Source organism: Paraburkholderia sp. RL17-380-BIE-A (assembly GCF_046028085.1).
Classification (GTDB): Bacteria; Pseudomonadota; Gammaproteobacteria; order Burkholderiales; family Burkholderiaceae; genus Paraburkholderia.
The window spans coordinates 149,078-174,212 of record NZ_JARESQ010000017.1 but is presented as its reverse complement, the minus strand read 5'-3'; the positions used below and the strand labels follow the sequence as shown (position 1 = coordinate 174,212).

At 64.1% G+C, this 25,135-nt stretch carries 20 protein-coding genes; 8 read left to right on the top strand and 12 right to left on the bottom strand.

The window, feature by feature from the left end:
• Positions 1-205 precede the first annotated feature (205 nt).
• The 6 genes from P0D68_RS26590 to ubiA all read left to right on the top strand — a co-directional run bounded on the left by P0D68_RS26590 (position 206) and on the right by ubiA (position 5,012).
• A complete protein-coding gene (locus P0D68_RS26590) occupies positions 206-1,165 on the top strand; it encodes a LysR substrate-binding domain-containing protein (RefSeq protein ID WP_091796691.1) in 960 nt (319 codons plus the stop codon).
• A 182-nt stretch (positions 1,166-1,347) separates the two neighbouring features.
• Positions 1,348-1,485, top strand: coding sequence for a hypothetical protein (locus tag P0D68_RS26585; RefSeq protein ID WP_408301076.1), 138 nt, complete (start codon positions 1,348-1,350; stop codon positions 1,483-1,485).
• 92 nt (positions 1,486-1,577) lie between these two features.
• Positions 1,578-3,032, top strand: a complete 1,455-nt coding sequence (locus tag P0D68_RS26580; RefSeq protein WP_408301074.1) for a catalase — start codon at positions 1,578-1,580, stop codon at positions 3,030-3,032.
• Positions 3,033-3,118: 86 nt separating this feature from the next.
• Positions 3,119-3,280 carry a hypothetical protein gene (locus P0D68_RS26575; RefSeq protein ID WP_408301072.1) on the top strand — a complete coding sequence of 54 codons (162 nt, stop codon included), beginning with the start codon at positions 3,119-3,121 and terminating at the stop codon, positions 3,278-3,280.
• Between the two features lie 152 nt (positions 3,281-3,432).
• On the top strand, positions 3,433-3,930 hold the full coding sequence (locus tag P0D68_RS26570; protein WP_012431774.1) for a Dps family protein: 498 nt from the start codon (positions 3,433-3,435) through the stop codon (positions 3,928-3,930).
• Positions 3,931-4,148: 218 nt separating this feature from the next.
• A complete protein-coding gene (gene ubiA / locus P0D68_RS26565; RefSeq protein WP_091796688.1) occupies positions 4,149-5,012 on the top strand; it encodes a 4-hydroxybenzoate octaprenyltransferase in 864 nt (287 codons plus the stop codon).
• A 95-nt stretch (positions 5,013-5,107) separates the two neighbouring features.
• Here the strand turns inward: ubiA and proC are convergent, their stop codons facing one another.
• From proC to P0D68_RS26535, 6 genes are all read right to left on the bottom strand, one after another.
• A complete protein-coding gene (gene proC, locus P0D68_RS26560) occupies positions 5,108-5,923 on the bottom strand; it encodes a pyrroline-5-carboxylate reductase (RefSeq protein WP_408301070.1) in 816 nt (271 codons plus the stop codon).
• A 78-nt stretch (positions 5,924-6,001) separates the two neighbouring features.
• A complete protein-coding gene (locus P0D68_RS26555) occupies positions 6,002-6,700 on the bottom strand; it encodes a YggS family pyridoxal phosphate-dependent enzyme (protein ID WP_091796686.1) in 699 nt (232 codons plus the stop codon).
• 37 nt (positions 6,701-6,737) lie between these two features.
• Positions 6,738-7,964, bottom strand: a complete 1,227-nt coding sequence (gene glcF / locus P0D68_RS26550) for a glycolate oxidase subunit GlcF (protein WP_091796685.1) — start codon at positions 7,962-7,964, stop codon at positions 6,738-6,740.
• Positions 7,965-7,972: 8 nt separating this feature from the next.
• A complete protein-coding gene (gene glcE, locus P0D68_RS26545; RefSeq protein WP_091796684.1) occupies positions 7,973-9,061 on the bottom strand; it encodes a glycolate oxidase subunit GlcE in 1,089 nt (362 codons plus the stop codon).
• A gap of 150 nt (positions 9,062-9,211) precedes the next feature.
• The gene (locus tag P0D68_RS26540) at positions 9,212-10,705 is read right to left on the bottom strand and encodes an FAD-linked oxidase C-terminal domain-containing protein (protein WP_091796683.1); all 1,494 of its coding nucleotides are present in this window, start codon (positions 10,703-10,705) and stop codon (positions 9,212-9,214) included.
• A 71-nt stretch (positions 10,706-10,776) separates the two neighbouring features.
• Positions 10,777-12,192, bottom strand: coding sequence for an FAD-linked oxidase C-terminal domain-containing protein (locus P0D68_RS26535; protein WP_408186807.1), 1,416 nt, complete (start codon positions 12,190-12,192; stop codon positions 10,777-10,779).
• Positions 12,193-12,399: 207 nt separating this feature from the next.
• Here P0D68_RS26535 and P0D68_RS26530 point away from each other — a divergent pair, with 207 nt between their 5' ends.
• A complete protein-coding gene (locus P0D68_RS26530) occupies positions 12,400-12,954 on the top strand; it encodes a cob(I)yrinic acid a,c-diamide adenosyltransferase (protein ID WP_408301108.1) in 555 nt (184 codons plus the stop codon).
• 75 nt (positions 12,955-13,029) lie between these two features.
• Here P0D68_RS26530 and P0D68_RS26525 read toward each other — a convergent pair whose 3' ends face one another.
• The 6 genes from P0D68_RS26525 to P0D68_RS26500 form a co-directional block, all read right to left on the bottom strand.
• Positions 13,030-13,362, bottom strand: a complete 333-nt coding sequence (locus tag P0D68_RS26525) for a helix-turn-helix domain-containing protein (protein ID WP_408186806.1) — start codon at positions 13,360-13,362, stop codon at positions 13,030-13,032.
• Between the two features lie 17 nt (positions 13,363-13,379).
• Positions 13,380-13,730, bottom strand: coding sequence for a type II toxin-antitoxin system RelE/ParE family toxin (locus P0D68_RS26520; RefSeq protein ID WP_408186805.1), 351 nt, complete (start codon positions 13,728-13,730; stop codon positions 13,380-13,382).
• 188 nt (positions 13,731-13,918) lie between these two features.
• Positions 13,919-14,992, bottom strand: a complete 1,074-nt coding sequence (aroG, locus tag P0D68_RS26515) for a 3-deoxy-7-phosphoheptulonate synthase AroG (RefSeq protein WP_408186804.1) — start codon at positions 14,990-14,992, stop codon at positions 13,919-13,921.
• Positions 14,993-15,370: 378 nt separating this feature from the next.
• The gene (tldD, locus tag P0D68_RS26510; protein WP_091796678.1) at positions 15,371-16,837 is read right to left on the bottom strand and encodes a metalloprotease TldD; all 1,467 of its coding nucleotides are present in this window, start codon (positions 16,835-16,837) and stop codon (positions 15,371-15,373) included.
• Between the two features lie 120 nt (positions 16,838-16,957).
• On the bottom strand, positions 16,958-17,809 hold the full coding sequence (locus P0D68_RS26505; protein WP_091800802.1) for a carbon-nitrogen hydrolase family protein: 852 nt from the start codon (positions 17,807-17,809) through the stop codon (positions 16,958-16,960).
• Positions 17,810-17,938: 129 nt separating this feature from the next.
• Positions 17,939-22,129 carry a YhdP family protein gene (locus P0D68_RS26500; RefSeq protein ID WP_408301065.1) on the bottom strand — a complete coding sequence of 1,397 codons (4,191 nt, stop codon included), beginning with the start codon at positions 22,127-22,129 and terminating at the stop codon, positions 17,939-17,941.
• Between the two features lie 185 nt (positions 22,130-22,314).
• Between P0D68_RS26500 and glnE the strand changes: the two genes are divergently transcribed.
• Positions 22,315-25,107 carry a bifunctional [glutamate--ammonia ligase]-adenylyl-L-tyrosine phosphorylase/[glutamate--ammonia-ligase] adenylyltransferase gene (gene glnE, locus P0D68_RS26495; protein ID WP_408301063.1) on the top strand — a complete coding sequence of 931 codons (2,793 nt, stop codon included), beginning with the start codon at positions 22,315-22,317 and terminating at the stop codon, positions 25,105-25,107.
• The last annotated feature ends 28 nt before the right edge of the window (positions 25,108-25,135 follow it).

Below are 25,135 nucleotides of genomic sequence, written 5' to 3'. Positions count from 1 at the left end.
CCGCGGCAAAGAAAGTAGGTGCCGCCCCGCACAGGGGCAACGCTAATGGACCACTAAGAAAGCAAGGAAAGGCCAAAGACCAAAGACCAAAGACCCATAACCCAAACCCCCAAAAGCCCCCCACACAACCCCAGGAGGTTGGCGAACCGACCCTATAGGTGTATAACTAGAACCTATCAAACTCATCGCACTGATTGGTCCCCCAATGACGCTCACCGAATTGAAATACATCGTCGCGGTTGCCCGCGAGCGGCACTTCGGCCGGGCCGCCGAAGCGTGTTTCGTCAGCCAGCCGACCCTGTCGGTCGCCATCAAGAAGCTCGAAGACGAGCTCAACGTCCAGATCTTCGAGCGCGGCACCAGCGAAGTGAGCGTCACGCCGATCGGCGAACAGATCGTCACGCAAGCTCAACGTGTCCTCGAGCAGACGCTCGCCATCAAGGAAATCGCCAAACAGGGCAAAGATCCGCTGATCGGGCCGCTGCGCCTCGGCGTCATCTACACGATCGGGCCGTACCTCTTGCCCACGCTCGTCAAGCAGATGATCAAGCGCGTCCCGCAAATGCCCTTGATGCTGCAGGAAAATTACACGCTCAAGCTGATCGAACTGCTCAAACAGGGCGAAATCGACGTCGCCATCATGGCCCTGCCTTTTCCGGAAACCGGCCTGATGCTGCGCCCGCTGTACGACGAACCGTTCGTGGTCGCGCTGCCGTCCGGTCACGCCTGGGAAAACCGCCCGAAAATCGACGCCGACGATCTGAAGCAGGAAACCATGCTGCTGCTCGGCAGCGGCCACTGCTTCCGTGACCACGTACTGGGCGTCTGCCCGGAACTGATGCGCTTTTCGCAAAACGCGGACGGTATTCAGAAGACCTTCGAAGGGTCGTCGCTGGAAACCATTCGCCATATGGTGGCGAGCGGCGTCGGCATTACCGTGCTGCCGCGCATGTCGGTGCACGAAGTCAAGCCGCATGCCGGCGGCATCGACGCCGGCCTGCTCAGCTACGTCGCCTTCGACGAACCCGTGCCGGATCGCCGCGTCGTGCTGGCCTGGCGCAAAAGCTTCACGCGCATGCCCGCCATCGACGCGATTTGCGATGCCATCAGCGCCTGCGATCTGCCAGGCGTCAAAAAGCTCGACTTGCCGGTCGCCGTCAACTAACGGTCACACCCGCTTCCAGGCCGGTTCGCCGCGCATCTGCGGCAGCCGGCCCGGCGCCCGTCATGGGTGTCGATAGCTGCAGCGCCTATCGAATAGATAAAATTAATCAAACACGATGATTCGATAGTATTGATATAGTTTCCTCCATGGGTCGCCCGATCCCACAAGACCTGGAGGAAATCATGACGCAACTGAACCCGCAGCCCGCTCAAGCCCTCGCCGCACAACCGGTCGCCGCGTCCGGCGGCTTTGTCGCGTCGATGCTCAGCATGCGCACCGTCGCGTTGTCCCTGCTGGTCGATCGGGCCTTGTCCGCATGACGCATCACGCACAACGCATGAGCCTCTGACATCAGTGCGCCGCGCGCCTCTCCCCCCATTCTGTTTCGATAAAAGCCATTCAGGAGTCACGCATGTCCGAACGTAAGCTCACCAATGCCGCCGGGGCACCCGTCGCCGACAACCAGAATTCGATGACCGCCGGCGCGCGCGGCCCGGTTGTCCTGCAAGACGTCTGGCTGCTGGAAAAACTCGCCCACTTCGATCGCGAAGTGATTCCGGAGCGCCGTGTCCACGCCAAAGGTTCGGGCGCTTTCGGCACACTGAAGGTCACGCACGATATCTCGCGTTTCACGAAGGCGAAGGTGTTCGCGCAGGTCGGCAAGGAAACGCCGCTTTTCATGCGCTTTTCGACGGTTGCGGGCGAGCGTGGCGCGGCCGACGCCGAACGCGACGTGCGCGGTTTCTCGATCAAGTTCTACACGGAAGAAGGCAATTGGGACGTGGTCGGTAACAACACCCCGGTGTTCTTTATCCGCGATCCGTTGAAGTTTCCTGACTTCATCCACACGCAAAAGCGCGACCCTTACACGAACATGCGCAGCAATGTGGCCGCGTGGGATTTCTGGTCGCGTCATCCGGAGTCGCTGCATCAGGTGACGATCCTCATGAGCGATCGCGGCATTCCACAAAACTACCGTCAGATGCACGGCTTCGGCTCGCACACGTACTCGTTCATCAACGCGGCCAACGAGCGTTTCTGGGTGAAGTTCCATTTCAAGTCGATGCAAGGCATCGAGAACTTTACCGACGCCGAGGCCGCACAAGTGGTCGCGCAAGACCGCGAAAGCGCGCAACGCGATCTGCTGACGAACATCGAGCAGGGCAATTTCCCGAAATGGCGCTTCGCCATTCAGGTGATGCCGGAAGCCGAAGCCGCAAAGTACCGCTTCAATCCGTTCGACATCACGAAAGTGTGGTCGCAGAAGGACTATCCGTTGATCGACGTCGGCACGATCGAGTTGAATCGCAACGCGGCCAACTATTTCGCGGACGTAGAGCAGGCGGCGTTCACGCCGGCCAACGTGGTGCCTGGGATCGGCTTCTCGCCGGATCGTCTGTTGCAGGGTCGTCTGTTCTCGTATGGCGACACGCAGCGCTATCGGCTCGGTGTGAACCACCATCAGATTCCGGTGAACGCATCGCGCGTGCCGAGCCCGCATTCGTTCCATCGCGACGGCGCGATGCGCGCGGACGGCAATCTCGGCGGCAATGTGAATTACGAGCCGAACCGGTTCGGCGACTTCGCGCAGGACGCCAACGCGTCCGAACCGCCGCTCGCGGCGGGCGCCGTGGATCGTTACGATCATCGCCTCGACGACGACTACTACACGCAACCCGCCATGCTGTTCGCGCTCTTCGATACGGCTCAGCGCGAGCGTCTGTTCGGCAACATCGCACGCCATATCAACGGTGTGCCGCAGGAGATCGTCGCGCGGCAGATCGAGCATTTCCGCCGCATCGACCCCGCTTACGCACAAGGCGTGATCGCGGCGCTGGCCGACCTCGCGGAAGGCAACAACAAGTAAGCAGCCACGCAGCAGTTCGAGTGATGCAGCAAAGCGGGACGCATCTGCGTCCCGCCGGTATCGATACGAACCGAAGGAGCACAATCATGATGCAGATGATGATGGCCACATTGGGCGGCACGCGAGCCGCGCGCGGCGCGCAACAGCAGTACGCGTTGATGGCGCGTAAGGCCGTGGGTTTTGCGATCGTCACGAGCGGGTTCGCGGTGATCGCCGCGCAGGCGCTGCAACACGCGCTGGGCGGCTGATAGAAGGCGTGCCGTGGTTGCGGCAAGTGGCCACGCGTCATACGGGCGCAGCAGCTTTCTAAGCTAAACTGTCGGGCGTTCGTTATGTCGAGTTTGCTATCCGCAAACCGTCACTTGCCGACCGGTTCGTATCACTCTTTGAAGGAGTCATCATGGCCAAAAAAGAAGCCGCAGCAGCCGTACAGCACGTCAATATCGGGATCAGCGACAAGGATCGCAAGAAGATTGCAGAAGGGCTGTCGCGCCTGCTCGCCGACACCTATACGCTGTATCTGAAGACCCACAACTTCCACTGGAATGTGACGGGTCCGATGTTCAATACGCTGCACCTGATGTTCGAAACGCAATACAACGAGCTGGCGCTGGCGGTCGATTCGATCGCTGAACGGATTCGCGCGCTGGGCGTGCATGCGCCGGGCAGCTACAAGGAATTCGCCAAGCTGTCGTCCATTCCGGAAGCGGATGGCGTACCGGCTGCGGAAGAAATGATCCGCCAACTGGTGGAAGGTCAGGAAGCCGTGGTGCGCACCGCACGCGCGATTTTCCCGTCGACGGAAGCCGCCAACGACGAGCCGACCGCCGACCTGCTGACGCAACGCATGCAAACTCACGAAAAGACCGCGTGGATGCTGCGCTCGATGCTGGCGTAAGCGGTGCGCGTAGCGGGCGTTTCGCCCGGGTTTCAGCGCGGTGCTTCGGTTCGGCGCCGGCGTTGAAACGTGATGCAAAGCAAGGCAAACAAAGCCTCCCCGCGCGGGAGGCTTTGTTTTTTGCGCCGCCGGCTTGTCGGACTTGCTCGCGCGGCGGCGACCCGCCGTCCGCATCCCGTAAAATAGCCGCACTGTCTCGCACTTCACCGATTCCGCCCATGTTCGCCCGACTTCCCCTGTATCTGCGCCTCGTGCGCATGGACAAGCCGATCGGCAGCCTGCTGCTGCTGTGGCCGACGCTCAACGCGCTGTGGATCGCGTCGGACGGTCGTCCGTCGTTGCCGCTGCTGGTGATCTTCACGGTGGGCACGGTGCTGATGCGCTCGGCGGGTTGCGCAATCAACGACTACGCCGACCGCGATTTCGACCGTTACGTGAAGCGCACCGAGAATCGTCCGATCACGTCGGGCAAGATCAAGGCGTGGGAAGCGGTGGCGCTGGCCGCCGCTTTGTCGTTGCTGGCATTTCTGCTGATCCTGCCGCTGAATACGCTGACCAAGGAACTCTCGGTGGCGGCGCTTTTCGTCGCCGGTTCGTATCCGTTCACCAAGCGCTTCTTCGCGATTCCGCAGGCTTATCTGGGCATCGCGTTCGGCTTCGGCATTCCCATGGCGTTCGCCGCGATTCAGAACCACGTGCCGATGCTCGCGTGGGTGATGCTGCTGGCCAATGTATTCTGGTCAGTGGCGTACGACACCGAATACGCGATGGTCGACCGCGACGACGACATCAAGATCGGCATCCGCACGTCGGCGCTGACGTTCGGCCGCTTCGACGTGGCCGCGATCATGCTCTGCTACGCGGTGACGCTGGGGATCTACGTGGGTATCGGCCTGATGCTCGGTTTCGGCGTGCTGTACTGGCTGGGTTGGGCGGCGGCCGCGGGCTGCGCGATCTATCACTACACGCTGATTCGCCATCGCGAACGGATGGCGTGCTTCGCGGCGTTCCGGCATAACAACTGGCTTGGCGGCGCGCTGTTCGCCGGTATCGCCGCGCATTACGCGGCGGCGTGGGTTTGATTTTCCCCAAGCGCTTTGGGTTTCTTCGTCGCTAGCGCCGCGGCGGCTTGAATCGAACCGCTGCGGCGTTCAGTTCCAATGCGCTGCTTACGCGCTTATTCCCGGCCGAGTTCGTCGCCCATTTCTCTCGCGCGGGCGTCGGCGGCGAGTGCGCCGCGCACGATCGCATCCTTGATGCCGCTCGCCTCGAACGACGCCAGCGCCGCCGCCGTGGTCCCGCCTTTGGATGTCACGCGTTCGCGCAGCAGGCTCGGCGGCTCGTCGGAATTCGCCGCCAGTTGCGCCGCGCCGGTGAAGGTCGCCACGGCCAGCGCGCGGCCTTGCGCTTCGTCCATGCCGAGTTGGCGCGCGGCTTCCTGCAACGCCTCGATGAAATAGAACACGTAGGCCGGCCCGCTGCCCGAGATTGCGGTGACGGCGTCGATCTTCGCTTCGTCGTCGAACCAGACTGTTTCGCCGACCGCGCCGAGCACTTGCGACGCGAGCGCGCGGCCCGCTTCGTCCACGCCGGCGGTCGCCACGAGACCCGTCACGCCCATGCCGATCAGCGCCGGCGTATTCGGCATGACGCGCACGATACGGTTGTGACCGTTCAGCCAGCGGGACATGTCGCCCATGCGAATGCCCGCGACGATGCTCACAGCCAGTTGCGACGCGTTCAGATGCGGCGCCAAAGACTCCGCGACGCTCTTCAGGATTTGCGGCTTCACGGCCAGCACGACGGCGTCGTAGGCGGCGAGCGTGGCATCCGCCGCGGCGCCGGTCTTGATGCCGAATTGCTGCTCATTGCGCTTGCGTGCGTCTTCGTTGGGATCGATTGCGTAGAGGTCAGCGGGCGCGACGCCACGCTTGATGAGGCCGCCGATCAACGCGGCAGCCATGTTGCCCCCGCCGATAAAAGCAATTTTCATGATGTTCCGAAGGAAGTGCAGTGAAGAGCCCAGCAGCCGGAAAAGGCTCGTGAGGCTCAGTTAGAGCGCAGTTAGAGCTCAGTTAGAGTAATCTCGCGCGCCGAAGATCGCGGTACCCACGCGCACGATCGTCGCGCCTTCCAGCACGGCGGCCTCGAGATCGCTCGACATGCCCATGGACAGTGTGTCGAGTTCGAGTCCGTCGTCGCGCAGACGCTCGAACAACTCACGCAACTGCCGATGCGGCACGCGTTGCTCGTCGATGCCGCCGGCCGGTTCGGGAATCGCCATCAGGCCGCGCAAATTCAGCTTCGGCAGGGCGGCGATCGCGTGCGCGACTTCCACCGCCTCGGGAATGCTCACGCCGCTCTTCGACGCCTCGCCGCTGATGTTGACCTGCAGACACACGTTCAGCGGCGGCAGGTTGTCCGGGCGTTGCTCGGAGAGCCGCTGCGCGATCTTCAGCCGATCGACCGAGTGTACCCAGTCGAAGTGCTCGGCGACGGGCCGTGTCTTGTTCGATTGCAAGGGTCCGATGAAATGCCATTCGATCGTGGCGCGCAGATCGGCGAGCGCCTCGATCTTGGTGATGGCTTCCTGCACGTAGTTCTCGCCGAACGCGCGTTGGCCGGCTGCGTAGGCGGCGCGCACGTCTTCGGCGGGGAAAGTCTTCGAGACCGCGAGCAGATGGATCGAGCGCGTATCGCGTCCGGCCACGTGCGCGGCCATGGCGATGCGCTGCCGCACCGCTTCGAGGTTGTGAATCAGATCGGGCATGACGGATCCGGAAGTCCAGCGAAAGTCGATTACCCGATTATACGGACAGCATGTGCTCGACCAGTTCGATCCAGTGCGCGACCGGCGTGGAGGTGCCGCTTTGCAGATGCGCAATGCAGCCCACATTCGCCGACACGATCACCTGCGGCTCCTGTGCTTGCAGCCGCTCGAGCTTCTGATCCCGCAACGCATACGAGAGCTTGGGCTGGGTCAGCGAATAGGTGCCGGCCGAGCCGCAGCACAGATGGCTGTCAGCGGGCAGGCGCACTTCGACACCCAGCGCGGTTAGCAGATGCTCGACCTTGCCGCGTATCTGCTGACCATGCTGCAACGTGCAGGGCGGATGAAACGCGACCGTATGAACCGAGCGGCGCCGCGTGACCGAGACCAGCGGTTCTTCGAACTCAGGCAGGATCTCCGCGATGTCGCGCGTCAATTCCACCACGCGGCGCGCTTTTTCCGCATACGCCGGATCGTGGCGCAACAGGTGCGCGTATTCCTTGACCGTCGCGCCGCACCCGGACGCATTCATCACGATCGCCTCCACGCCCTGTTCGACGTACGGCCACCATGCGTCGATGTTCGCGCGCAGGTCGTCGAGCGCGTCGTCGTTGTAGCCCAGATGCAGACGGATCGCGCCGCAGCAGCCGGCGTCCGGCGCGATCAGCGTTTCGACGCCGAGTGCGTCGAGCACGCGCGCGGTGGCGATGTTGACGTTCGGCATCATCGACGGTTGCACGCAGCCCGCCAGCAGCAGCATCTTGCGTGGATGTTTCGCGGTCGGCCATTCGAGCGGACGCTGGCGCGCCGGCACCTTGTCGCGCAGCTTCTTGGGCAGCAGCGCCCGAAAATGCTGACCGATGCGCATGGTCGGCGTGAACAGCGCGCTGTTCGGCACGAAGCTCGCGAGCAGCCGGCGCGTCAGGCGCTGACCGAGCGGCCGCGTGACTTTTTCTTCGGTGAGCTTGCGGCCGATTTCCACCAGCCGGCCATATTTCACGCCGGATGGGCAGGTCGTTTCGCAGTTGCGGCAGGTCAGGCAACGGTCCAGGTGAACCTGGGTGCTGCGCGTGACCGGCGCGCCTTCCACCATTTGCTTGATCAGGTAGATCCGTCCACGTGGACCGTCGAGTTCGTCGCCCAATATCTGATACGTCGGACAGGTGGCCGTGCAGAAACCGCAGTGCACGCAATTGCGCAGAATGCCTTCGGCTTCGTCGCCGTCCGGCGTGTTGCGAATGAAGTCCGCGAGGTTGGTTTGCATCGCGTCGCTCAGAAGTCGGGGTAGAGACGGCCGCGATTGAAGATGCGGGCCGGGTCGAAAGCGGTTTTCAGGCCGCGATGGATTTTCATCATCGGCGCGGGAAGAGGAGTGAATACGCCCGCGCCGCGGTCGTAGCCGTGGCCGGTGCGGAAGATCGTGGCGTGGCCGCCGGCCTGCTTGGCGCTGATGCGCACGGTTTGCGCGTCCGTATCCGTAATCCACCAGCGCTGGGCGCCGCCCCATTCCATGAGCTGCGCGCCGGGCAGTTGCAGCGGCTCCGTAATGGACGGCAACGCGAGGCGCCAGAGCGCGGCTTTCGGCGGAATGGCGGCGAAGAACGAGTCGGTCTGTTCGCGCAGTCCTGCCCAGAAGCGTTCGGCTTCGACCGCGTCGACGACTTCGCCGCCGAGCGATGTGCGCGCCGACTTGACCGCCGCCTCGGCGCCCGCGAGGCGCACGGCCAGCGTGCCATGACGCCAGGCACTCGCGGTAATCGGCAGCGGCCGGCCGCCCCATTCGTTGAGCTTGCGGACCGCGTCGGTGCCGTTCATGTCGAATTTGAGCGTGGCTTCGGCCTGCGGCAACGGCAGCACCTTGATCGACAGTTCGAGGATCAGCCCGAGGGTGCCGAGCGAGCCTGCCATCAGGCGCGAGACGTCGTAGCCGGCGACATTCTTCACCACCTGGCCGCCAAAATGCAGCTTTTGACCCTGGCCGTTCATGATCACGGCGCCGAGCACGAAGTCGCGCGCGGCGCCGGCCGCGGGTCGACGCGGACCCGCGATTCCTGCCGCGATGCAGCCGCCGAAGGTGGCCTGTGACCCGAAGTGCGGCGGTTCGAAAGCGAGCATCTGATGGTGCTCGGCGAGCGTGGCCTCGATCTCCAGCAGGGGCGTGCCCGCGCGCGCGGTAATGACCAGCTCCGCCGGGTCGTACGCGATGATGCCGCGATAAGCGCGCGTGTCGAGGATGTCACCTTCCAGCGTCTGACCGTACCAGTCTTTGGTGCCGCCGCCACGGATGCGCAACGCGTGCCCTTCGGCGCTGGCCGAACGCACACGTTCCGACCACCCGGCGACGATGTCGTCCTCTTCCATGGTGTCCTGCTTCGTTGTGTTTCGGTTGATTGTACCGGGCGGGGGCGCTCTGGCAACCAGGAGCGGACCCGCATCGGGTAATCAGGGTGAAAGCAGGCAAAGCGGCGCGCGCGCGGGCTATGCGCGATGCGTCGGCGGGCGGGGGTAATGCTAGAAACGCGGCAAGTCCGGATGCGGCAGCAAGCCACCGCGCACGTGCATCTTGCCGTACTCAGCGCAGCGCGCTCGGGTGGGAATGCCTTTGTCGGGGTTGAGGAGGCCGGGTGCGTCGAAAGCGCGTTTTACCGCGTGGAACGCGTCGCGCTCCTCGGGCGAGAACTGCACGCACATGGAATTGATCTTCTCGATGCCCACGCCGTGCTCGCCGGTCACCGTGCCGCCCAGTTCCACGCACGCTTCGAGGATGTCGCAACCGAATGCTTCGGCCCGGTGCCACTCGTCCTGATCGTTGCCGTTGAACAGGATCAGCGGATGCATGTTGCCGTCGCCCGCATGGAAGACGTTGATGCAGCGCAGGTTGTAAGTCTTCTCCATGGCCTCGATGCGCGTCAGCAACGGACCGATACTGCGGCGCGGCACGGTGCCGTCCATGCAGTAGTAGTCGGGCGAAATTCGCCCGGCTGCCGGGAACGCGTTTTTGCGCCCCGACCAGAAGCGCAGACGTTCGTTCTCCGAGCGGGAAATCTGAATGCGCGTAGCGCCGTGTTCGCGCAGGACCGCGGTCATGCGCACGATTTCGTCGGCGACTTCTTCGGGTGTGCCGTCCGATTCGCACAGCAGGATCGCCGCCGCGTCGAGATCGTAGCCCGCGTTGACGAATTCCTCGACGGCGCGGGTGGCCGGCTTGTCCATCATTTCCAGACCCGCCGGGATGATGCCCGCCGCGATGATGCCGGCCACCGCGTCGCCGCCTTTCACCACGTCGTCGAAACTCGCCATGATGACCTGTGCGGTTTGCGGCTTCGGGATCAGCTTGACGGTGACTTCTGTGACGATCGCAAACATGCCTTCGCTGCCGATCAGCACGGCCAGCAAATCCAGGCCGGGCGCATCTGGCGCGAGCGAGCCGAATTCGACGATTTCGCCCTCCATGGTGACGGCGCGCACGCGCAGCACGTTGTGCACCGTCAGACCGTATTTGAGGCAGTGAACGCCGCCGGAATTCTCCGAGACGTTGCCACCGATCGTGCAGGCAATCTGCGACGACGGGTCCGGCGCGTAATACAAGCCGTAAGGCGCGGCGGCCTCGGAGATGGACAGATTGCGCACGCCGGGCTGGACCGTGGCGGTTCGCGCGTACGAATCGACTTCCACGATCTTACGGAAGCGCGCGAGTGAGACCACCACGCCGTGACGGATCGGCATGGCGCCGCCGGACAGGCCGGTGCCGGCACCGCGCGGCACGATCGGCACGTCGAGACGGTGGCAGATCTGCACGATGCGCTGCACCTGCGATTCCGTTTCCGGCAACGCGACCGCGAGTGGTAGACGCCTGTAGGCCGCGAGACCGTCGCACTCGTAGGCGACGGTGTCTTCTTCCCGATACAGCAAACAATGGGTCGGCAATACGGCCATCAGCGCCTGCACGACTTCGCGCTGGCGCTGGGCGAGTACTTCGGCCGTCAGTTCAGCGGGTGCGTTCATGTGACTTGTCTCCTCGTGCCTTTCAAGTCCCACGCGGCTGCTTGTCTTATGCAGCCGCGCCTGCAGACGCCTCAAGCTGCCCAGGTGAAGATCTTTCCCGGGTTCATCAGATTGTGCGGATCGAGCGCATGCTTGATGGAGCGCATGGTGTCGACCGCGACTTCACCGTGTTCTTCGAGCAGGAAGCCCATCTTGTGCAAGCCGACGCCATGCTCGCCCGTGCAGGTGCCGTCCATGCGCAGCGCGCGTTGCACGATGCGATGGTTCAGGCGCTCGGCTTCGACCAGTTCTTCCGGCTTGTTCGGATCGATCAGGATCGCGACGTGGAAGTTGCCGTCGCCGACATGGCCGACGATCGGGCAGGGCAGCGGCGAGTCCTTCAGGTCCTGTTCCGTTTCCTCCACGCATTCCGCGAGGCGCGAGATCGGCACGCAGACGTCGGTCGTGACCGCACGGCAACCGGGCTTCAGTTGCAGCATGGCGAAATAGGCGTTGTGGCGCGCGTTCCACAGACGGCTGCGGTCTTCCGGCCGCGTGGCCCATTCGAAACCTTCGCCGGCATTTTGCGCGGCGATGTCCTGGACCAGTTCGGCCTGCTCTTTTACGCCGGCCTCGGTGCCATGGAATTCGAAGAATAATGTGGGCGCTTCACGCAGCGTGAGATTCGAGTGGCGGTTGATCGAGCGGATAGCGAGCGAGTCGACGAATTCGACGCGCGCGATCGGCACGCCGATCTGGATCGTTTCGATGACCGCGCGGACCGCGTCGCCCATTGACGGGAACGCGCACACCGCGGCGGACACCGCTTCCGGTTGCGGATACAGGCGGACTGTAATTTCCGTAATCACGCCGAGCGTGCCTTCCGAGCCGACGAACAGGCGCGTGAGGTCGTAACCCGCGGACGACTTGCGGGCGCGGGTGCCGGTTTTGATCACGCGGCCATCGGCCAGAACCACGGTCAGCCCGAGCACGTTCTCGCGCATGGTGCCGTACCGTACGGCGTTAGTGCCCGAAGCGCGCGTGGCCGACATACCGCCAATGCTCGCGTCCGCGCCCGGGTCGATCGGGAAGAACAGGCCCGTATCGCGCAATGCCTCGTTCAACTGCTTGCGCGAGATGCCGGGCTCGACGGTGACCGTCAGGTCTTCGGCGTTGATTGACAACACCCGGTTCATTTCAGACAGATCGATCGATACGCCGCCCTGTACCGCGAGCAAATGCCCTTCCAGCGAAGAGCCGTTACCGTAAGGGATGATCGGGACGTTGTACTGGCCGCACAGTTTGACGACGTTTTGCACGTCTTCGGTGGTGCGGGCGAACACGACGGCGTCAGGCAGTTGGGGATCGAACGGCGACTCGTCGCGGCCGTGATGCGCGCGCACGGCTTCGGATACGGACACGCGGTCGGCGAACGCGGCTTTGAGCGCGCTCAGCAGCTCGGCGGGAAACGGCCGGCGCAGCGGGGCCGGCGGCACGGGATGATTCACGCATGTCTCCTGATAGGTGGGGCAATGCTGGTTTGCAGCATCTGTTTCATTTTACGCCGATCGCCCACGGGCCGGCGTTGGAGCAGGCGGGCGCTTCTATAATGGCGGCGACTTCACGATGCGCGCAATATGGATAAACGCGGTGCCCGATGAGCCGCGTTGGGATACATGGGGCCGCGCGTCGTCACTGAATGCATGGGAGATATGATGGGCAACCGCTTGAGCAAGATCGCTACCCGAACGGGCGACGACGGCACCACGGGTCTCGGCGACGGCACCCGTGTGCGCAAAGACAGCGCGCGGATCGCCGCGATCGGCGACGTGGACGAACTCAACTCCAACCTCGGCGTACTGCTGTGTGAAACCTTACCGGACAAGGTTCGTGCGGCGCTGGTCGCGATTCAGCATGACCTGTTCGACCTTGGCGGCGAGCTGTGCATTCCCGGCTATACGATGATTACCGACCGGCACCTCGCCCAACTCGACGACTGGCTTGCGGACTACAACGCCGACTTGCCGCCGCTGAAGGAGTTCATTCTGCCCGGCGGCTCGCGCGCGGCTTCGCTCGCGCATGTGTGCCGCACCGTATGCCGGCGTGCCGAGCGCGCGATTGTTGCGTTGGGGGAATACGAGACCATCAACGCCGCGCCGCGCCAATATGTGAACCGGCTGTCGGATCTATTGTTCGTGCTTGCGCGCGTGCTCAACCGTGCGGACGGCGGCACTGACGTGCTGTGGCAACATGAGCGCGGCGCGAGCTAGAGTCGAGCCGCAGCGATACGTGCATGACAGCGCGATGTTGCATGCAACACCATACGCGTTGGCGATCCATACACGTTAGCCGACCGCCAGCGTGACCGGCTTGCCGATCCGGCTCATCATTTCCACCAGCGTATCGATAGTGAACTTGGTGGTCTTCTTGTTGACCACGTCGGACACGCGCGGGCGCGACACCATCAGTATCTCGGCCGCCTCGGCCTGTTTCAGATGATGCTGTTCGATCCACGTGGACAGTTCTGTCATGAGTTGCTCCTTGAGCAGCCGCGTGTCGTTGATCTGTTTCTGCGACGCCGCGTGCAGCCGCTTCGCCTCTTCAGCGGAAAAGCCGAGCTCGAGGAACAGATTGGCGCCGGGCCTGCTTACGTGACGAATTTTGGTGTCGATCGTCATTGTTAGTTTTCCTATTGTTAATGGTGATGTGACCAGAGGTGGTGTGACCTGATTGCGCGATACCGCGTTTCGGCAATCTTCCTGTCGCGCGGACCCAGCTTCTGGCTTTTCTTCTGGAAGCAATGCAGCACGTACAGTGCTTCCACGAACTTGGTCACGTACATGACGCGATAAATGCCGTCTGCTTCCCTGATGCGAATCTCGCGCGTTCCGGGGCCGATCGAGTCAAACGGCTTCCAGTCGTCAGGGTCGAGGCCTGCCTGAATTTTGCCGAGTTGAAACCCCGCTCGACGACGCATTTCCTCGGGAAAAGCGAGTAAATCGCTATAGCTGGAGCCTAGCCAGCGAATTTCTTTTTCCTGCTCCATAGCCGCCTTTCATGTACAAAATCTTATACGCAACCTTCATCCCGGTCAAGTCGCATTCGACCCGGCCATAGGTTGTTAAGGTACAGAGGCGGTTAAGGGAGCACCATTCGTCCGTTCGGCTAACAAAAAACCCGGCTCACCATCGAGCCGGGTTTTTCCGTGCATCCGCTGCTCCAATCAGTTTGGGTTCAGTTGCCGCTGCCACGCGCCACACGACGTTGCTTCACTGCGTCGGCGAGGCCTTCCAGCACGGCGACGCTTTCGTCCCAACCGATGCACGCGTCGGTAATGCTCTGGCCGTACGTCAGCGCGCAGCCTTCCTGCAGATCCTGGCGGCCCGCCACCAGGTGCGATTCCACCATCACGCCGACAATCCGTTCGTCACCCGAAGCAATCTGGCGGCCGATATCCGCGCACACCGGAATCTGGTTCTCGTGTTTCTTCGAGCTGTTCGCGTGGCTCGCGTCGATCATCAGACGCGCGGCGAGACCGGCCTTGCCGATGTCCGCGCACGCGGCGTTCACGCTGTCCGCGTCGTAGTTCGGCGTCTTGCCGCCACGCAGGATGATGTGGCAGTCCTCATTGCCCGCGGTCGAGACGATCGCCGAGTGGCCGCCCTTGGTGACCGACAGGAAATGGTGCGGCTGGGAGGCGGCCTTGATCGCGTCGACGGCGATTTTGACGTTGCCGTCCGTGCCGTTCTTGAAGCCGACCGGGCACGACAAGCCCGATGCCAGTTCGCGGTGCACTTGCGATTCCGTCGTGCGCGCGCCGATCGCACCCCACGAGATCAGGTCGGCGATGTACTGCGGGCTGATCATGTCGAGGTATTCGGTGCCGGCCGGCAGGCCGAGTTCGTTGATGCGCAACAGCAACTCGCGCGCGGTGCGCAGGCCGTCGTTGATCTTGAAGCTGTTGTCCATGTGCGGGTCGTTGATGAGACCCTTCCAGCCCACCGTCGTGCGCGGCTTCTCGAAGTACACGCGCATCACGATTTCAAGTTCCCCGGCAAAGCGCTTGCGCTGCTCGACCAGCCGCCCCGCGTACTCCATCGCGGCCTTCGTATCGTGGATCGAACACGGTCCGATGATGACGATCAGACGATCTTCCATGCCGTGCAGAATGCGATGCATCGCGGTGCGCGAGTTGTAGATCACGTCGGACACCGTTTCGTCGCAGGCGAATTCGCGGATCAGGTGAGCGGGCGGCGTGAGTTCTTTCAACTCGCGGATGCGGACATCGTCGGTATTGTGCGGGGGCATGGTGTTCTCCAATCGGTTCGTAGCGTGTTCGCGCGGGCAGTCAGGATTGCGATGAAGCAGCGATGCCAGAGCGGACAATCGTCAAAAATAAAGTTTCAAAGACATGAGGCGAAAAAAAACCGCCAGGCTGGCTGGCGGTTTTTCGGGAATTCTCGGTGTTCTGCGTGCACTAACACCCCTCTCGATCCGCCAGCGGTCTGAGATGCCAAAAAAAGTAAAAATAAAACTTGGCGGACATGACGAATGAGGTCGCAGGTCAAAAAGGGTGAGTGACTTTATAACCCGGGCAGGCTGCGCTTGCAAGCCGCGGGGCGTAAAAATGCGGGAAATCCGCATACTTCGCGCAATGCATGCACGAAGTATGCGTTTGCTGCGAAATCAGGCAGTACCGCCGACCGTCATCTTCTCGATGCGCAGCGTGGGCTGGCCTACGCCCACCGGAACGCTTTGGCCTTCCTTGCCGCACACGCCGACGCCCGAATCGAGTTTCATGTCGTTGCCGATCATGGTCACGTATTTGAGCGATTCCGGGCCGCTGCCGATCAGCGTCGCGCCCTTCACCGGGTACGTGACCTTGCCGTTTTCGATCATGTACGCCTCGGACGCCGAGAACACGAACTTGCCGTTCGTGATGTCGACCTGGCCGCCGCCGAAGTTCACCGCATACAGCCCGTTCTTCACGGAAGCGAGGATTTCCTGCGGGTCCTTGTCGCCGTTGAGCATGTACGTGTTGGTCATGCGCGGCATGGGCAGCGCCGCGTACGACTCACGGCGCGCGTTGCCCGTAACCGGCATTTTCATCAGACGCGCGTTCAGCGTGTCCTGGATGTAGCCCTTCAGAATGCCGTCTTCGATCAGCGTGGTGCACTGGGTCGGATTGCCTTCGTCGTCGATATTGAGCGAGCCGCGGCGGTTCGGCAGCGTGCCGTCGTCCACCACGGTCACGCCCTTGGCGGCGACCTGTTCGCCGATGCGCCCCGCGAATGCCGACGAACCCTTGCGGTTGAAGTCGCCTTCGAGACCGTGGCCGATCGCTTCGTGCAGCAGCACGCCGGGCCAGCCCGGTCCGAGCACGACAGTCATCGCGCCGGCCGGCGCCGGACGCGCGTCGAGGTTGACCAGCGCCGCATGCACGGCGTCGTCGACGTAGCCCGACAGCACGTCGTCGGTGAAATAGCCGTAGTCGAAGCGGCCACCGCCGCCGCCGCTGCCGATTTCGCGGCGGCCGTTCTGCTCGGCGATCACGGTGACCGACACACGCACGAGCGGCCGGATGTCGGCCGCGAAGCCGCCGTCGCTGCGCGCGACCAGCACCACGTCGTATTCACCGGCGAGGCCGGCCATGACCTGCTGGATGCGCGGATCGCGGCCGCGCGCCATCTTTTCGATGCGCTCGAGCAGCTTGACCTTGGCGGTGGCGTCGAGCGAATGCAGCGGATCGGCCGGCAGATACAGATCGCGCCCGGCAATGCCGGTCAGCGACGAGGCCACCTTGATCTTCTGCTTGCCGCCGCCTGCCTTGGCGATCGAGCGGGTGGCGAGCGCCGCCTGGCGGATCGCTTCGGGCGACAGGTCGTCCGAATAGGCGAAAGCCGTGCGGTCGCCCGACACGGCGCGCACGCCGACGCCCTGGTCGATGCTGAAGCTGCCGGACTTCACGATGCCTTCTTCGAGACTCCACGCTTCGCTGCGCGTGTACTGGAAATACAGGTCGGCGTAGTCGATCTTGTGCGTGAAGATTTCGGCGAGCGTGCGGGTGAGCAGGGCTTCGTCGAGACCGTAGGGCGTCAGGAGAATGTCCTTGGCGGTGGCGAGATTACGGATACCGGGTTCGATGATGTTCATGCGAAGTATGTTCTGCTCGATACGAAGGATTCGGTTAGCGCGTCTGTCACTCACCAGATGAGTCCAGGGCGCCGCACTTTCAATGTCACACGAGTGGGTTGATCAATGTGGTCAGGGGAGTCAACTGAGTACGCGATGACGCCAGGCGGGCAGACTCTGTCGCACTTCGTCGATGCGCGCACGCTCGAGATTGCCGGCGACCACGCCTGCGCCTTCGTCGCGCACCGCGACGATTTCGCCCCACGGGTCGATCAGCATGCTGTGGCCCCAGGTACGGCGGCCATTTTCATGCTTGCCGCCTTGCGCCGCGGCCAGCACATAACACTGGTTTTCGACCGCCCGGGCGCGCAGCAGCATTTCCCAATGCGCGCGGCCGGTCGTGTATGTGAACGCCGACGGCACCACGATCAGCGCGCAGTCGCCCATGCGCCGGTACAGCTCCGGAAAGCGCAAATCGTAGCAGACCGACAGGCCGACACGGCCGAACGGCGCTTCGAAGCTGCGGACTTCGCCGCCGGGGCAGATGGTGCGCGCTTCGTCGAACGATTCCTCGCCCTTTTCGAAGTTGAACAGGTGGATCTTGTCGTAGCGCGCGGCCTCGTTGCCTTGTGGGTCGAACACCAGCGTGGTGTTCAGCACGCGCGACGCTTCTGGCGACATCAACGGCAGCGTGCCGCCGATCACCCAGACCTGGTGGCGGCGCGCGGCGTCGGCGAGAAAGCGCTGGATCGGGCCGTCCTGATAGGGTTCGCGCACGGCGAGCTTGTCCGTGTCCTTGAAGCCCATGAAGCAGAAGTACTCAGGCAGCAGGACGAGTTGCGCGCCGCCGGCGGCGGCCTCGGCGATCAGGCGCCCGGCTTCGGCGAGATTACGATCGCGATCCGGGGTGCTCACCATTTGCAGCGCGGCGACCCGGAAGACGCTTTCCAGGGAACCGCTGGAGACGGTTGAAGAGACGTGTGTTTCGCTCATGAGCGTTTCGGAAAACTCCCGGCAAGGCGGCGGCGCGAACCGCTTGCGCCGCATACGTCGTTCAAGGCTGGCTGGGACCGATCGTGCCGTACGGCGCCTGTCTGACCGGGCAAAGGGTCGGAGACAGGCTCAGTGCGCTTCCACGGTCGAAGCCGGAGCGTCCATCTTACCGCGATCGCTCTTCACCCGCTCGACGTGCGGTTTCGACCACGAACCGGTGATCGCATACTCGCGGGCGAAGGCGTGCGAGACCGACTGGGTGAACGCCAGATCGGCCACCAGCGCGCCCAGCCCGAGCAGCGGATTGATGACCGTCGCGGCGATCACGGCGGCGCCGGCGCTGACCGTCGGCACGACCTGAACGTGCAGATCCTGGGTCTCCTGGGCGAGATCGACCGAACCCTTCATCTCGACGCGCGCCGGGGCGGTGACCATCTCGAAGTTCTCGGTACGGCCAATGCCGTTGTGAATCTGCGCCGTGCCGGTGACGTGCTCGAACGGCAGGCCTTCGCCGATCACGTCGCGAAAGTTCAGGGTGGCGAAGCGCGCGAGACTTTGCAGGCTGAGCACGCCCAGCAGCTTGGCGACGCCCGGATCGACCTTGAGGATCTGGCCGTGGCGCAGATCGACGGCCAGATTGCCGTTGAAGGTCGGATAGTCGATCCTGGTCGGACCGCCTTGCCACATCATCTTGCCCGAGAGCGAGCCGCTGCCCGCCTTGAGCGTGCGCGGCTGGCCGAAGCGTTCCAGCAGCGCGCCGGCGTCCTTGATGTCCAGCTTGAAATCGAACACGGTGCGGCGCGGCGTGGCTTCGTCGGCGCTGCTGCCGAGCTCGGTCGAGGTCCGCCAGTTGGCGGTGGCGGTCAGCGTGGCGGCGGGGTTGGTGATGTCGAGCTTGTCCAGTTGCCAGACCGGCACGCCGTCTTCGTCGAAGTTGTGCGCGTCGACTTCGAGACGGCCAATGTTGTGGTCGCGCACGATCAATTCGTTGACCACCAGGTCGATGGACGGCATGTTCTGCGCGGGCGCCGAGATTGCCTGGCCGAGCAGATCCTTGTCGGTGGCCGACGGAATCACCACGCGGGCAAAGCGCGCCTGCAGCGTGCCGGGCGAGTCTTTGGTCGGACCAGGCAGCCAGGACACGTGGCCGGACACCTGATTCGAGGCGATGTTCGCCTGCCATGTGCGATCCGCATGCGACGCGCCCACGATCACGCTGTCCCAGTGACGCTTGAGCAGCGTCAGCGTGTCGATGTGCACCGCAAAGCGGCTCGGCAGGAATTGCGCGACAACCGGATTCGGCGCGGGCGGTGTCGCGGTGGCGGGCGCGGGCGCATCTTTACTGCGTAATTGCGTGACCAGCGCGCGCCACGCGTCCGCGTCGAATGCGTCCAGGTCGACGGCGGCGATCACGCCTTCGGACGGCAGGTCGGCGGGTCTGTTCACGCCGACCGCGCCGCGCACGACCGTGGGCGGCGTTTTCGGCTGATAGCGCAGCAGATAGGCGGCGGCGATCGGGCCGAAGGTGAGATCGGCGCGCTCCAGTCCCGTTTCGCCCGACGTAGTGGACGGGCCGACGGCGAAGCGCAGCGGCATCGGCGTGCCGACGGGCTTGTTGAACGGCGCGGGGAAGTCGAGCGCGAGGCCGGTCAGATCGGAGTTCGCCGTCACTTCGGGCAAACGTCCCTTGGCGCCGCGCACGTTGAGCGCGTACGGCGCGCTGCCGCTCATGCGCGTCAGTACCTGCGCGGTCGGGCCATGCAGGTTGAGTCCGCGTGCCGCGTCGACGGCGATATGGCCGCCGAGGTCGAGCGCATACGTGCCGTCCTGCTTCAGACCGCCATTGGCATGCATATCGCCGCCGAGGAATTGCCCGGAGAGCCGGTCCACTTGCGCCGTGTGCTCGGTGAAATGCACCTTGCCCTTCAGTTGCGACAGCGGCGGCACGTTCTCGACGCTCAGGCGGTTGTTCTGGAAACCGACGGCGCCTTCCACGGCGATATGCGGCTTGGGCGTGCGCGGCACCGTCAGTTTGAGCGCGAGCGACGCGGGCCCTTCGGCGCGCACCTTCTCGGTCTCGTGCTTCGCCATGATGCCGAGCGAACTGGCGTTTACATAGTCGAGCATGTCGGCGAGCGGACCATGGCCATCGCCTTTGATGACGAGGCTCGACGCCTTGGTGCCGAGGTCGTCGATCCGGCCGTTGACGCCGGTGAGCGCGACCTGCTTGTAATGCGCCCGGTCGATGTCGAAGCGCATCACGTTCTGCTTGAGCTCGAACACGCCATCGATGCCGTCGAGCGCCGGCCACACGTTCGGCGTGCCGTTCTTCATCTTGCGCGGCGGGTAGGGCGTCGGATCGAACTTGCCGCCCTTGAACGGCGCCACGATATGGAACTGCCCGGCGCTCGGGTCGCGCGAATAGGGGAACTTGGTCAGATCGCCGTGCACCTCGATCGTCGCGCCGTGCGACATGCCGGCCTGCAAACCGTGGCCCAGATAGATGCGCAGCTTTTCGCTGATGCTGGTCGGCAGATAGCGGGTGATGCGCGTCACCTTCGCGCGCTGGAAGTCGGCTTTCAGATCGAGCGAGCCTCGCCCGTGGCCCGGGTTGCTGTAGTCGGCGCTGGCGGTGGCTGCGACGTCGGCGTTCGAGACGCCGAAATCGGCCAGCTTCACGGTGAACGCAGGGCGGTTCTCGCCCGGCGCTTTCGGCGTAATCGTCCAGTCGGCGCGGCCGTGCAGGCGGTCGAGCTTCAGGCGCGGGTCGTCGAACACGCCCGGCAGCGTAATGGCGACGTTGGAGGTGTCGAGCAGGGCGGTGCCGTGGTTTTCGTCGGCATCCACGCTGCCCCACAGATTCTCGATACCGGGGATCCCCGCGCGCGGGTGATTCAGCGGCGTGAGCCCCGGCGGCGGTTCCTGCGCGGCGACGCTGATGCCTTGCAGATCGCCCTTGAAGCGATAACGCTCGATCGGCTCGGCGCCGCTCGGGCGATGATCGCTGCCCGCTTCGCCGGACTCTGGCTTGCCGCGCTCGACTTCGATCAGATAGTTGGCCACCAGACCGCGTGGGTTGTAGCGCACCAGATTGTTCAGGAGGCGCCCCGGCAGCGGCAACGCACGGCTGAATTCGGCGAGGACGCCTAGGTCGACGCGATCGCCGCTCACGCTGACGAGTTGTCCATGCTGCTGCGAGGCAGTCCGGAAGCGTCCGTTCAGCGTGTCGAACGCGAGCATGCGCGTGAGCGGCGTGCCGTCGTCGAGCGGCGGCTGGCCGAGTTCGGCGTGCAGCTGGCTCAGTTGCAGCCTGTAGTCGCCCTGTTCGGCCTCGAGGCGCCACGAAAAGTTGGCCACCGGCACTAGCAGCTTCGGTTGGGTCGGACGTACCCGCATGGCGACGTCGGCGCCGGCGAGCTGTCCGCCGGCCGACTTCATGCGACCCTCGGCGAAGTCGATCCAGATCGCGTTGTCGATCCGGCCGGCATACATCTCGAACGGGGAATTGACGTAACGCGCGAGCGTCGGCAGATCGACCGGGCCGGTCGAGACGTACACCTGGCCCGTCCAGTTGATCGGCTTGCCGATTGCCGAGAGCGGCGCGTGTCTGAAATGGGTGCGGAAATCAAGCGGACCGTGCAGGACATGCCCTTCGGCGGGCGCCTGTAGCGCCAGCCGGTGATCGTAGCCGTCGTTGAGAATCGCGATCCGGATATCGCGCAAGGCAAGCTCGGGTGCGTCACGCTGCGCATCGCGCCAGCGCAGCACGCCGCCGCGCACCACGATCGCCTGTTGACGCAACAGCCAGGTGGACAGGACATCGTTGCCGCTGTGGCGCGTCGGCACCGGCACGCCCGCCACCGAGAGCACGCCGTCGCTGCTGCGCGACACCAGCACGTCCGGCTGATCGACGATCAGGCTGGAGAGCGCCGGATGAAACTGCCAGAGCGATTTCCACGAAAGCGTGGCGGTGGCGTGCGGAATCGTCAGCGCGGTTTTGCCTTCGTGATCGCGGATCACGAGGTTGCTGACGTCGAGGCCTGGCTGGAAGCCGCTCCAATATGGCGCGAGCTTGCCGATGGTGAACTGTGCATGGAGCTTCTCTGAAACGATCGCCTCGATGCGCGGGCGGAACGAGTCGGCGCGCGGCAGCACCACATAGCGCAATGCGAGAAACAGACCCGTGGCAACGAAGTACAGGACGAGCGCGATCGCGAGGACCACGTGAAAGGTCCGACGCAGCACGATGTGGTCGCTTCCGCTCACAGGCCGGACCTGCCCGGTTTCGTGAGGGTCGGCGGATTCGTTTCGCTCGGACATGCTGCGGCGGGTGGGCGTATGGTAGTTTTGCGAATTAACGACGAAATGTAACACACGGAATAGCGTGGGCGGACTTCCTGCAAACCCTGTCTGCGCGCCGTCTCGCGACCTGCGCGAGGCTGTCGCGCCGTGTGCTGCTGCGAATTGAACCAAGCTGATCAAGCAACGAGCGAGCCAGACCCTTGATGACAGACGCCACTCTCCTGAGTTCCAGCTATTCACACTACGCGGCGCGCGCCGCGGCGGCCCGCCCGCAACTCGTCGCGCAGGTGGCGGCGCTCGCTTCCTTGCCGCTGACCCGAGACCGTATCGATGCCCGTTTCGACGCGTTGTGCGCCGAGGCGGCCGGCGCGACCGGTGCGCCATTGAGTGAGGATGCACTCAAACGGGCGCTGCGCCAGTTGCGCACCGAGGTGTTTTGCGCCGTGATGGAGCGTGATCTCGCCGGCGCGGCGGATGTCGCCGAAGTCACGGGCACGATGACCGATCTGGCCGAGACGACGATCCAGCGCGCTCTCGCCGTCCTGTCCGCCGAACTCGAAGCGCTGTACGGCGAGCCACGCGGACCGCATGGCGAGCGGCTCTCGCTCGGCGTGGTAGGCATGGGCAAGCTCGGTGGCCGCGAACTGAACGTATCGTCGGATATCGACTTGATCTTCATTTATGAAGAGGACGGCGAGACCGCGGGCGGGCAGCGTTCTCCGATCGCCACCCAGGACTTTTTCACACGCCTCGGCAAACGCCTGATCGGCGCCCTCGCCGAAGTCACCGCCGACGGCTACGTGTTCCGGGTCGATATGCGGCTGCGGCCGAACGGCGATTCGGGGCCGCTTGTATGCAGCCTCGGCATGCTCGAAGAGTATTTCTACGTGCAGGGCCGCGAGTGGGAGCGCTACGCGTGGATCAAGGGCCGTCTCGTGTCCGAAGGCACGAGCGACGCGGCGCAGCGGCTACAGAAACAGCTCGACGCGATCGTCACGCCGTTTGTCTACCGCCGCTATCTCGATTTCGGCGTGATCAGCGCGATTCGCGCGTTGCATCTGCAGATTCGCCAGGAGGCGCAGCGTCGCGCGTCCATGCGGCCCGACAAGGCCGACGACATCAAGCTCGGGCGCGGCGGCATCCGCGAAATCGAATTCAGCGCGCAGGTATTCCAGTTGATCCGTGGCGGTCAGGACGCGGGATTTCGCGTGCGGCCGACCCTCGCCGTGCTGCGTCATGCGGCGACGCACGGGCTGATCGATACGTCGGTCTGCGTGAAGCTCTCGCAGGCTTATCGTTTCCTCCGCGAACTTGAACACCGTCTGCAATACCGCAACGACGCGCAAACCCATGCCATGCCGGTCGCGCCAGAGGAACGCGCGGCGCTCGCCCGCGCCATGGGCTGCGACGATTACGCCGCGCTGATGGCGAAGCTCGATGAGCATCGCGAGTTCGTCGAACAGCAGTTCGATCAGATTTTCGCCGACAAGGTGAACGGTCGCGACGGCTGCGGTGCACCCGAAGACGGCGCTGCCGCATGGGTCTGGAGCAGCGCACTCGCCGACGACAGCGCCGACGAAGTCCTGCAGGCGCGCCTGATCGAACTCGGCGTGGCCGAGCCGGGCGAACTGCTCGCGCGGCTGCGCGCGGTATGGCAGTCGTCGCGTTACGCGGGGCTGGCCGAGCGCAGCCGGCAACGCTTCGACATCGTCGCGCAACGCGCGCTCGAAGCCGCGCGCACGCTGGAGCCTGCCGCGCGGCGCGGCGATACGGTGGCGCGCTTCTTCGACCTGCTGGAAGCGGTCAGCCGGCGCGGCGCGTATCTGGCGCTGCTGACCGAATATCCGCAGGCACTGCACCGCGTGCTGTCGGTGCTCGGCGGATCGCGTTGGGCGGCCGGTTATCTGATCCGCCATCCGCAATTGCTCGACGAGTTGCTCGACGACGAAGCGATGGATAGTCCGTTCGACTGGCCCGAATTCAAGCGCACCTTGCGCCTGCGTCTGGCCGCCGCCGACGGCGTGGAACAGCAGATGGATCTGCTGCGCCACGCGCACCAGGCCGAGGTGTTCCGCATTCTGCTGATCGATCTGGCCGGCAAGCTGAGTGTCGAGCATGTAAGCGACCGGCTGTCCGAACTCGCCGACACCGTGCTCGACGTCACGCTCGAAGCGGTCTGGAAGCAGTTGCCGAAGCGCCATCGCGAAGTGCCGCGTTTCGCGGTGATCGCGTACGGCAAGCTGGGCGGCAAGGAGCTGGGCTACGCATCCGACCTGGACGTGATCTTTCTCTACGACGACACCGACGACGCCGCAGCCGAGGTCTACTCCACCTACACCCGGCGCCTCATCACCTGGCTCACGACCGCGACCGGCGCGGGTACGCTGTTCGACGTCGACTTGCGGTTGCGGCCGAACGGCGAGTCGGGCCTGCTCGTCACCGATCTGGATGCGTTCCGCCGCTACCAGTTGCGCGAGGGCGACGCGGCCAATACGGCGTGGGTATGGGAACACCAGGCATTGAGCCGCGCCCGTTACTGCGCGGGCGACGCCGAGATCGGCGCGAAATTCGAGGCCATCCGCGAACAGGTGCTGACCACGCCGCGCGAAGCGGCACCGCTCGCGAAGGAGATCGTCGAGATGCGCGAGCGCGTCGGGGCGGGGCATCCGAACCATACGGCGCTGTTCGATCTGAAGCACGATCGCGGCGGGATGGTGGATATCGAATTCACCGTGCAGTACTGGGTGTTGCTGCACGCGGCGAGCGACCCCGAGCTGATCCGCAATACCGGCAACATTGCGCTGCTGCGGGAAGTGTCGCGCTTCGGCCTGATGAGCGAGGCGGAAGCCGAGACGGTCGGCGCGGCCTATCGCACTTACCGCAAATTGCAACATAAGCTGCGGCTGGACGGCATGGAAAAGGCGCGCGTCGAGCCCGCGCTGGTGGCCAACGCGCGGGAAGCCGTGCTTGGGTTGTGGAAGCGCGTGTTCGGGTGAGGGCGCGCGGATTGATCGGCTCGCGGCG

Bases quoted from the DNA above. Each gene is read 5' to 3' on its own strand.
- P0D68_RS26590 (WP_091796691.1), top strand. From the start codon at position 206: ATGACGCTCACCGAATTGAAATACATCGTCGCGGTTGCCCGCGAGCGG.
- P0D68_RS26585 (WP_408301076.1), top strand. From the start codon at position 1,348: ATGACGCAACTGAACCCGCAGCCCGCTCAAGCCCTCGCCGCACAACCG.
- P0D68_RS26580 (WP_408301074.1), top strand. From the start codon at position 1,578: ATGTCCGAACGTAAGCTCACCAATGCCGCCGGGGCACCCGTCGCCGAC.
- P0D68_RS26575 (WP_408301072.1), top strand. From the start codon at position 3,119: ATGATGCAGATGATGATGGCCACATTGGGCGGCACGCGAGCCGCGCGC.
- P0D68_RS26570 (WP_012431774.1), top strand. From the start codon at position 3,433: ATGGCCAAAAAAGAAGCCGCAGCAGCCGTACAGCACGTCAATATCGGG.
- ubiA (WP_091796688.1), top strand. From the start codon at position 4,149: ATGTTCGCCCGACTTCCCCTGTATCTGCGCCTCGTGCGCATGGACAAG.
- proC (WP_408301070.1), bottom strand. From the start codon at position 5,923: ATGAAAATTGCTTTTATCGGCGGGGGCAACATGGCTGCCGCGTTGATC.
- P0D68_RS26555 (WP_091796686.1), bottom strand. From the start codon at position 6,700: ATGCCCGATCTGATTCACAACCTCGAAGCGGTGCGGCAGCGCATCGCC.
- glcF (WP_091796685.1), bottom strand. From the start codon at position 7,964: ATGCAAACCAACCTCGCGGACTTCATTCGCAACACGCCGGACGGCGAC.
- glcE (WP_091796684.1), bottom strand. From the start codon at position 9,061: ATGGAAGAGGACGACATCGTCGCCGGGTGGTCGGAACGTGTGCGTTCG.
- P0D68_RS26540 (WP_091796683.1), bottom strand. From the start codon at position 10,705: ATGAACGCACCCGCTGAACTGACGGCCGAAGTACTCGCCCAGCGCCAG.
- P0D68_RS26530 (WP_408301108.1), top strand. From the start codon at position 12,400: ATGGGCAACCGCTTGAGCAAGATCGCTACCCGAACGGGCGACGACGGC.
- P0D68_RS26525 (WP_408186806.1), bottom strand. From the start codon at position 13,362: ATGACGATCGACACCAAAATTCGTCACGTAAGCAGGCCCGGCGCCAAT.
- P0D68_RS26520 (WP_408186805.1), bottom strand. From the start codon at position 13,730: ATGGAGCAGGAAAAAGAAATTCGCTGGCTAGGCTCCAGCTATAGCGAT.
- aroG (WP_408186804.1), bottom strand. From the start codon at position 14,992: ATGCCCCCGCACAATACCGACGATGTCCGCATCCGCGAGTTGAAAGAA.
- tldD (WP_091796678.1), bottom strand. From the start codon at position 16,837: ATGAACATCATCGAACCCGGTATCCGTAATCTCGCCACCGCCAAGGAC.
- P0D68_RS26505 (WP_091800802.1), bottom strand. From the start codon at position 17,809: ATGAGCGAAACACACGTCTCTTCAACCGTCTCCAGCGGTTCCCTGGAA.
- P0D68_RS26500 (WP_408301065.1), bottom strand. From the start codon at position 22,129: ATGTCCGAGCGAAACGAATCCGCCGACCCTCACGAAACCGGGCAGGTC.
- glnE (WP_408301063.1), top strand. From the start codon at position 22,315: ATGACAGACGCCACTCTCCTGAGTTCCAGCTATTCACACTACGCGGCG.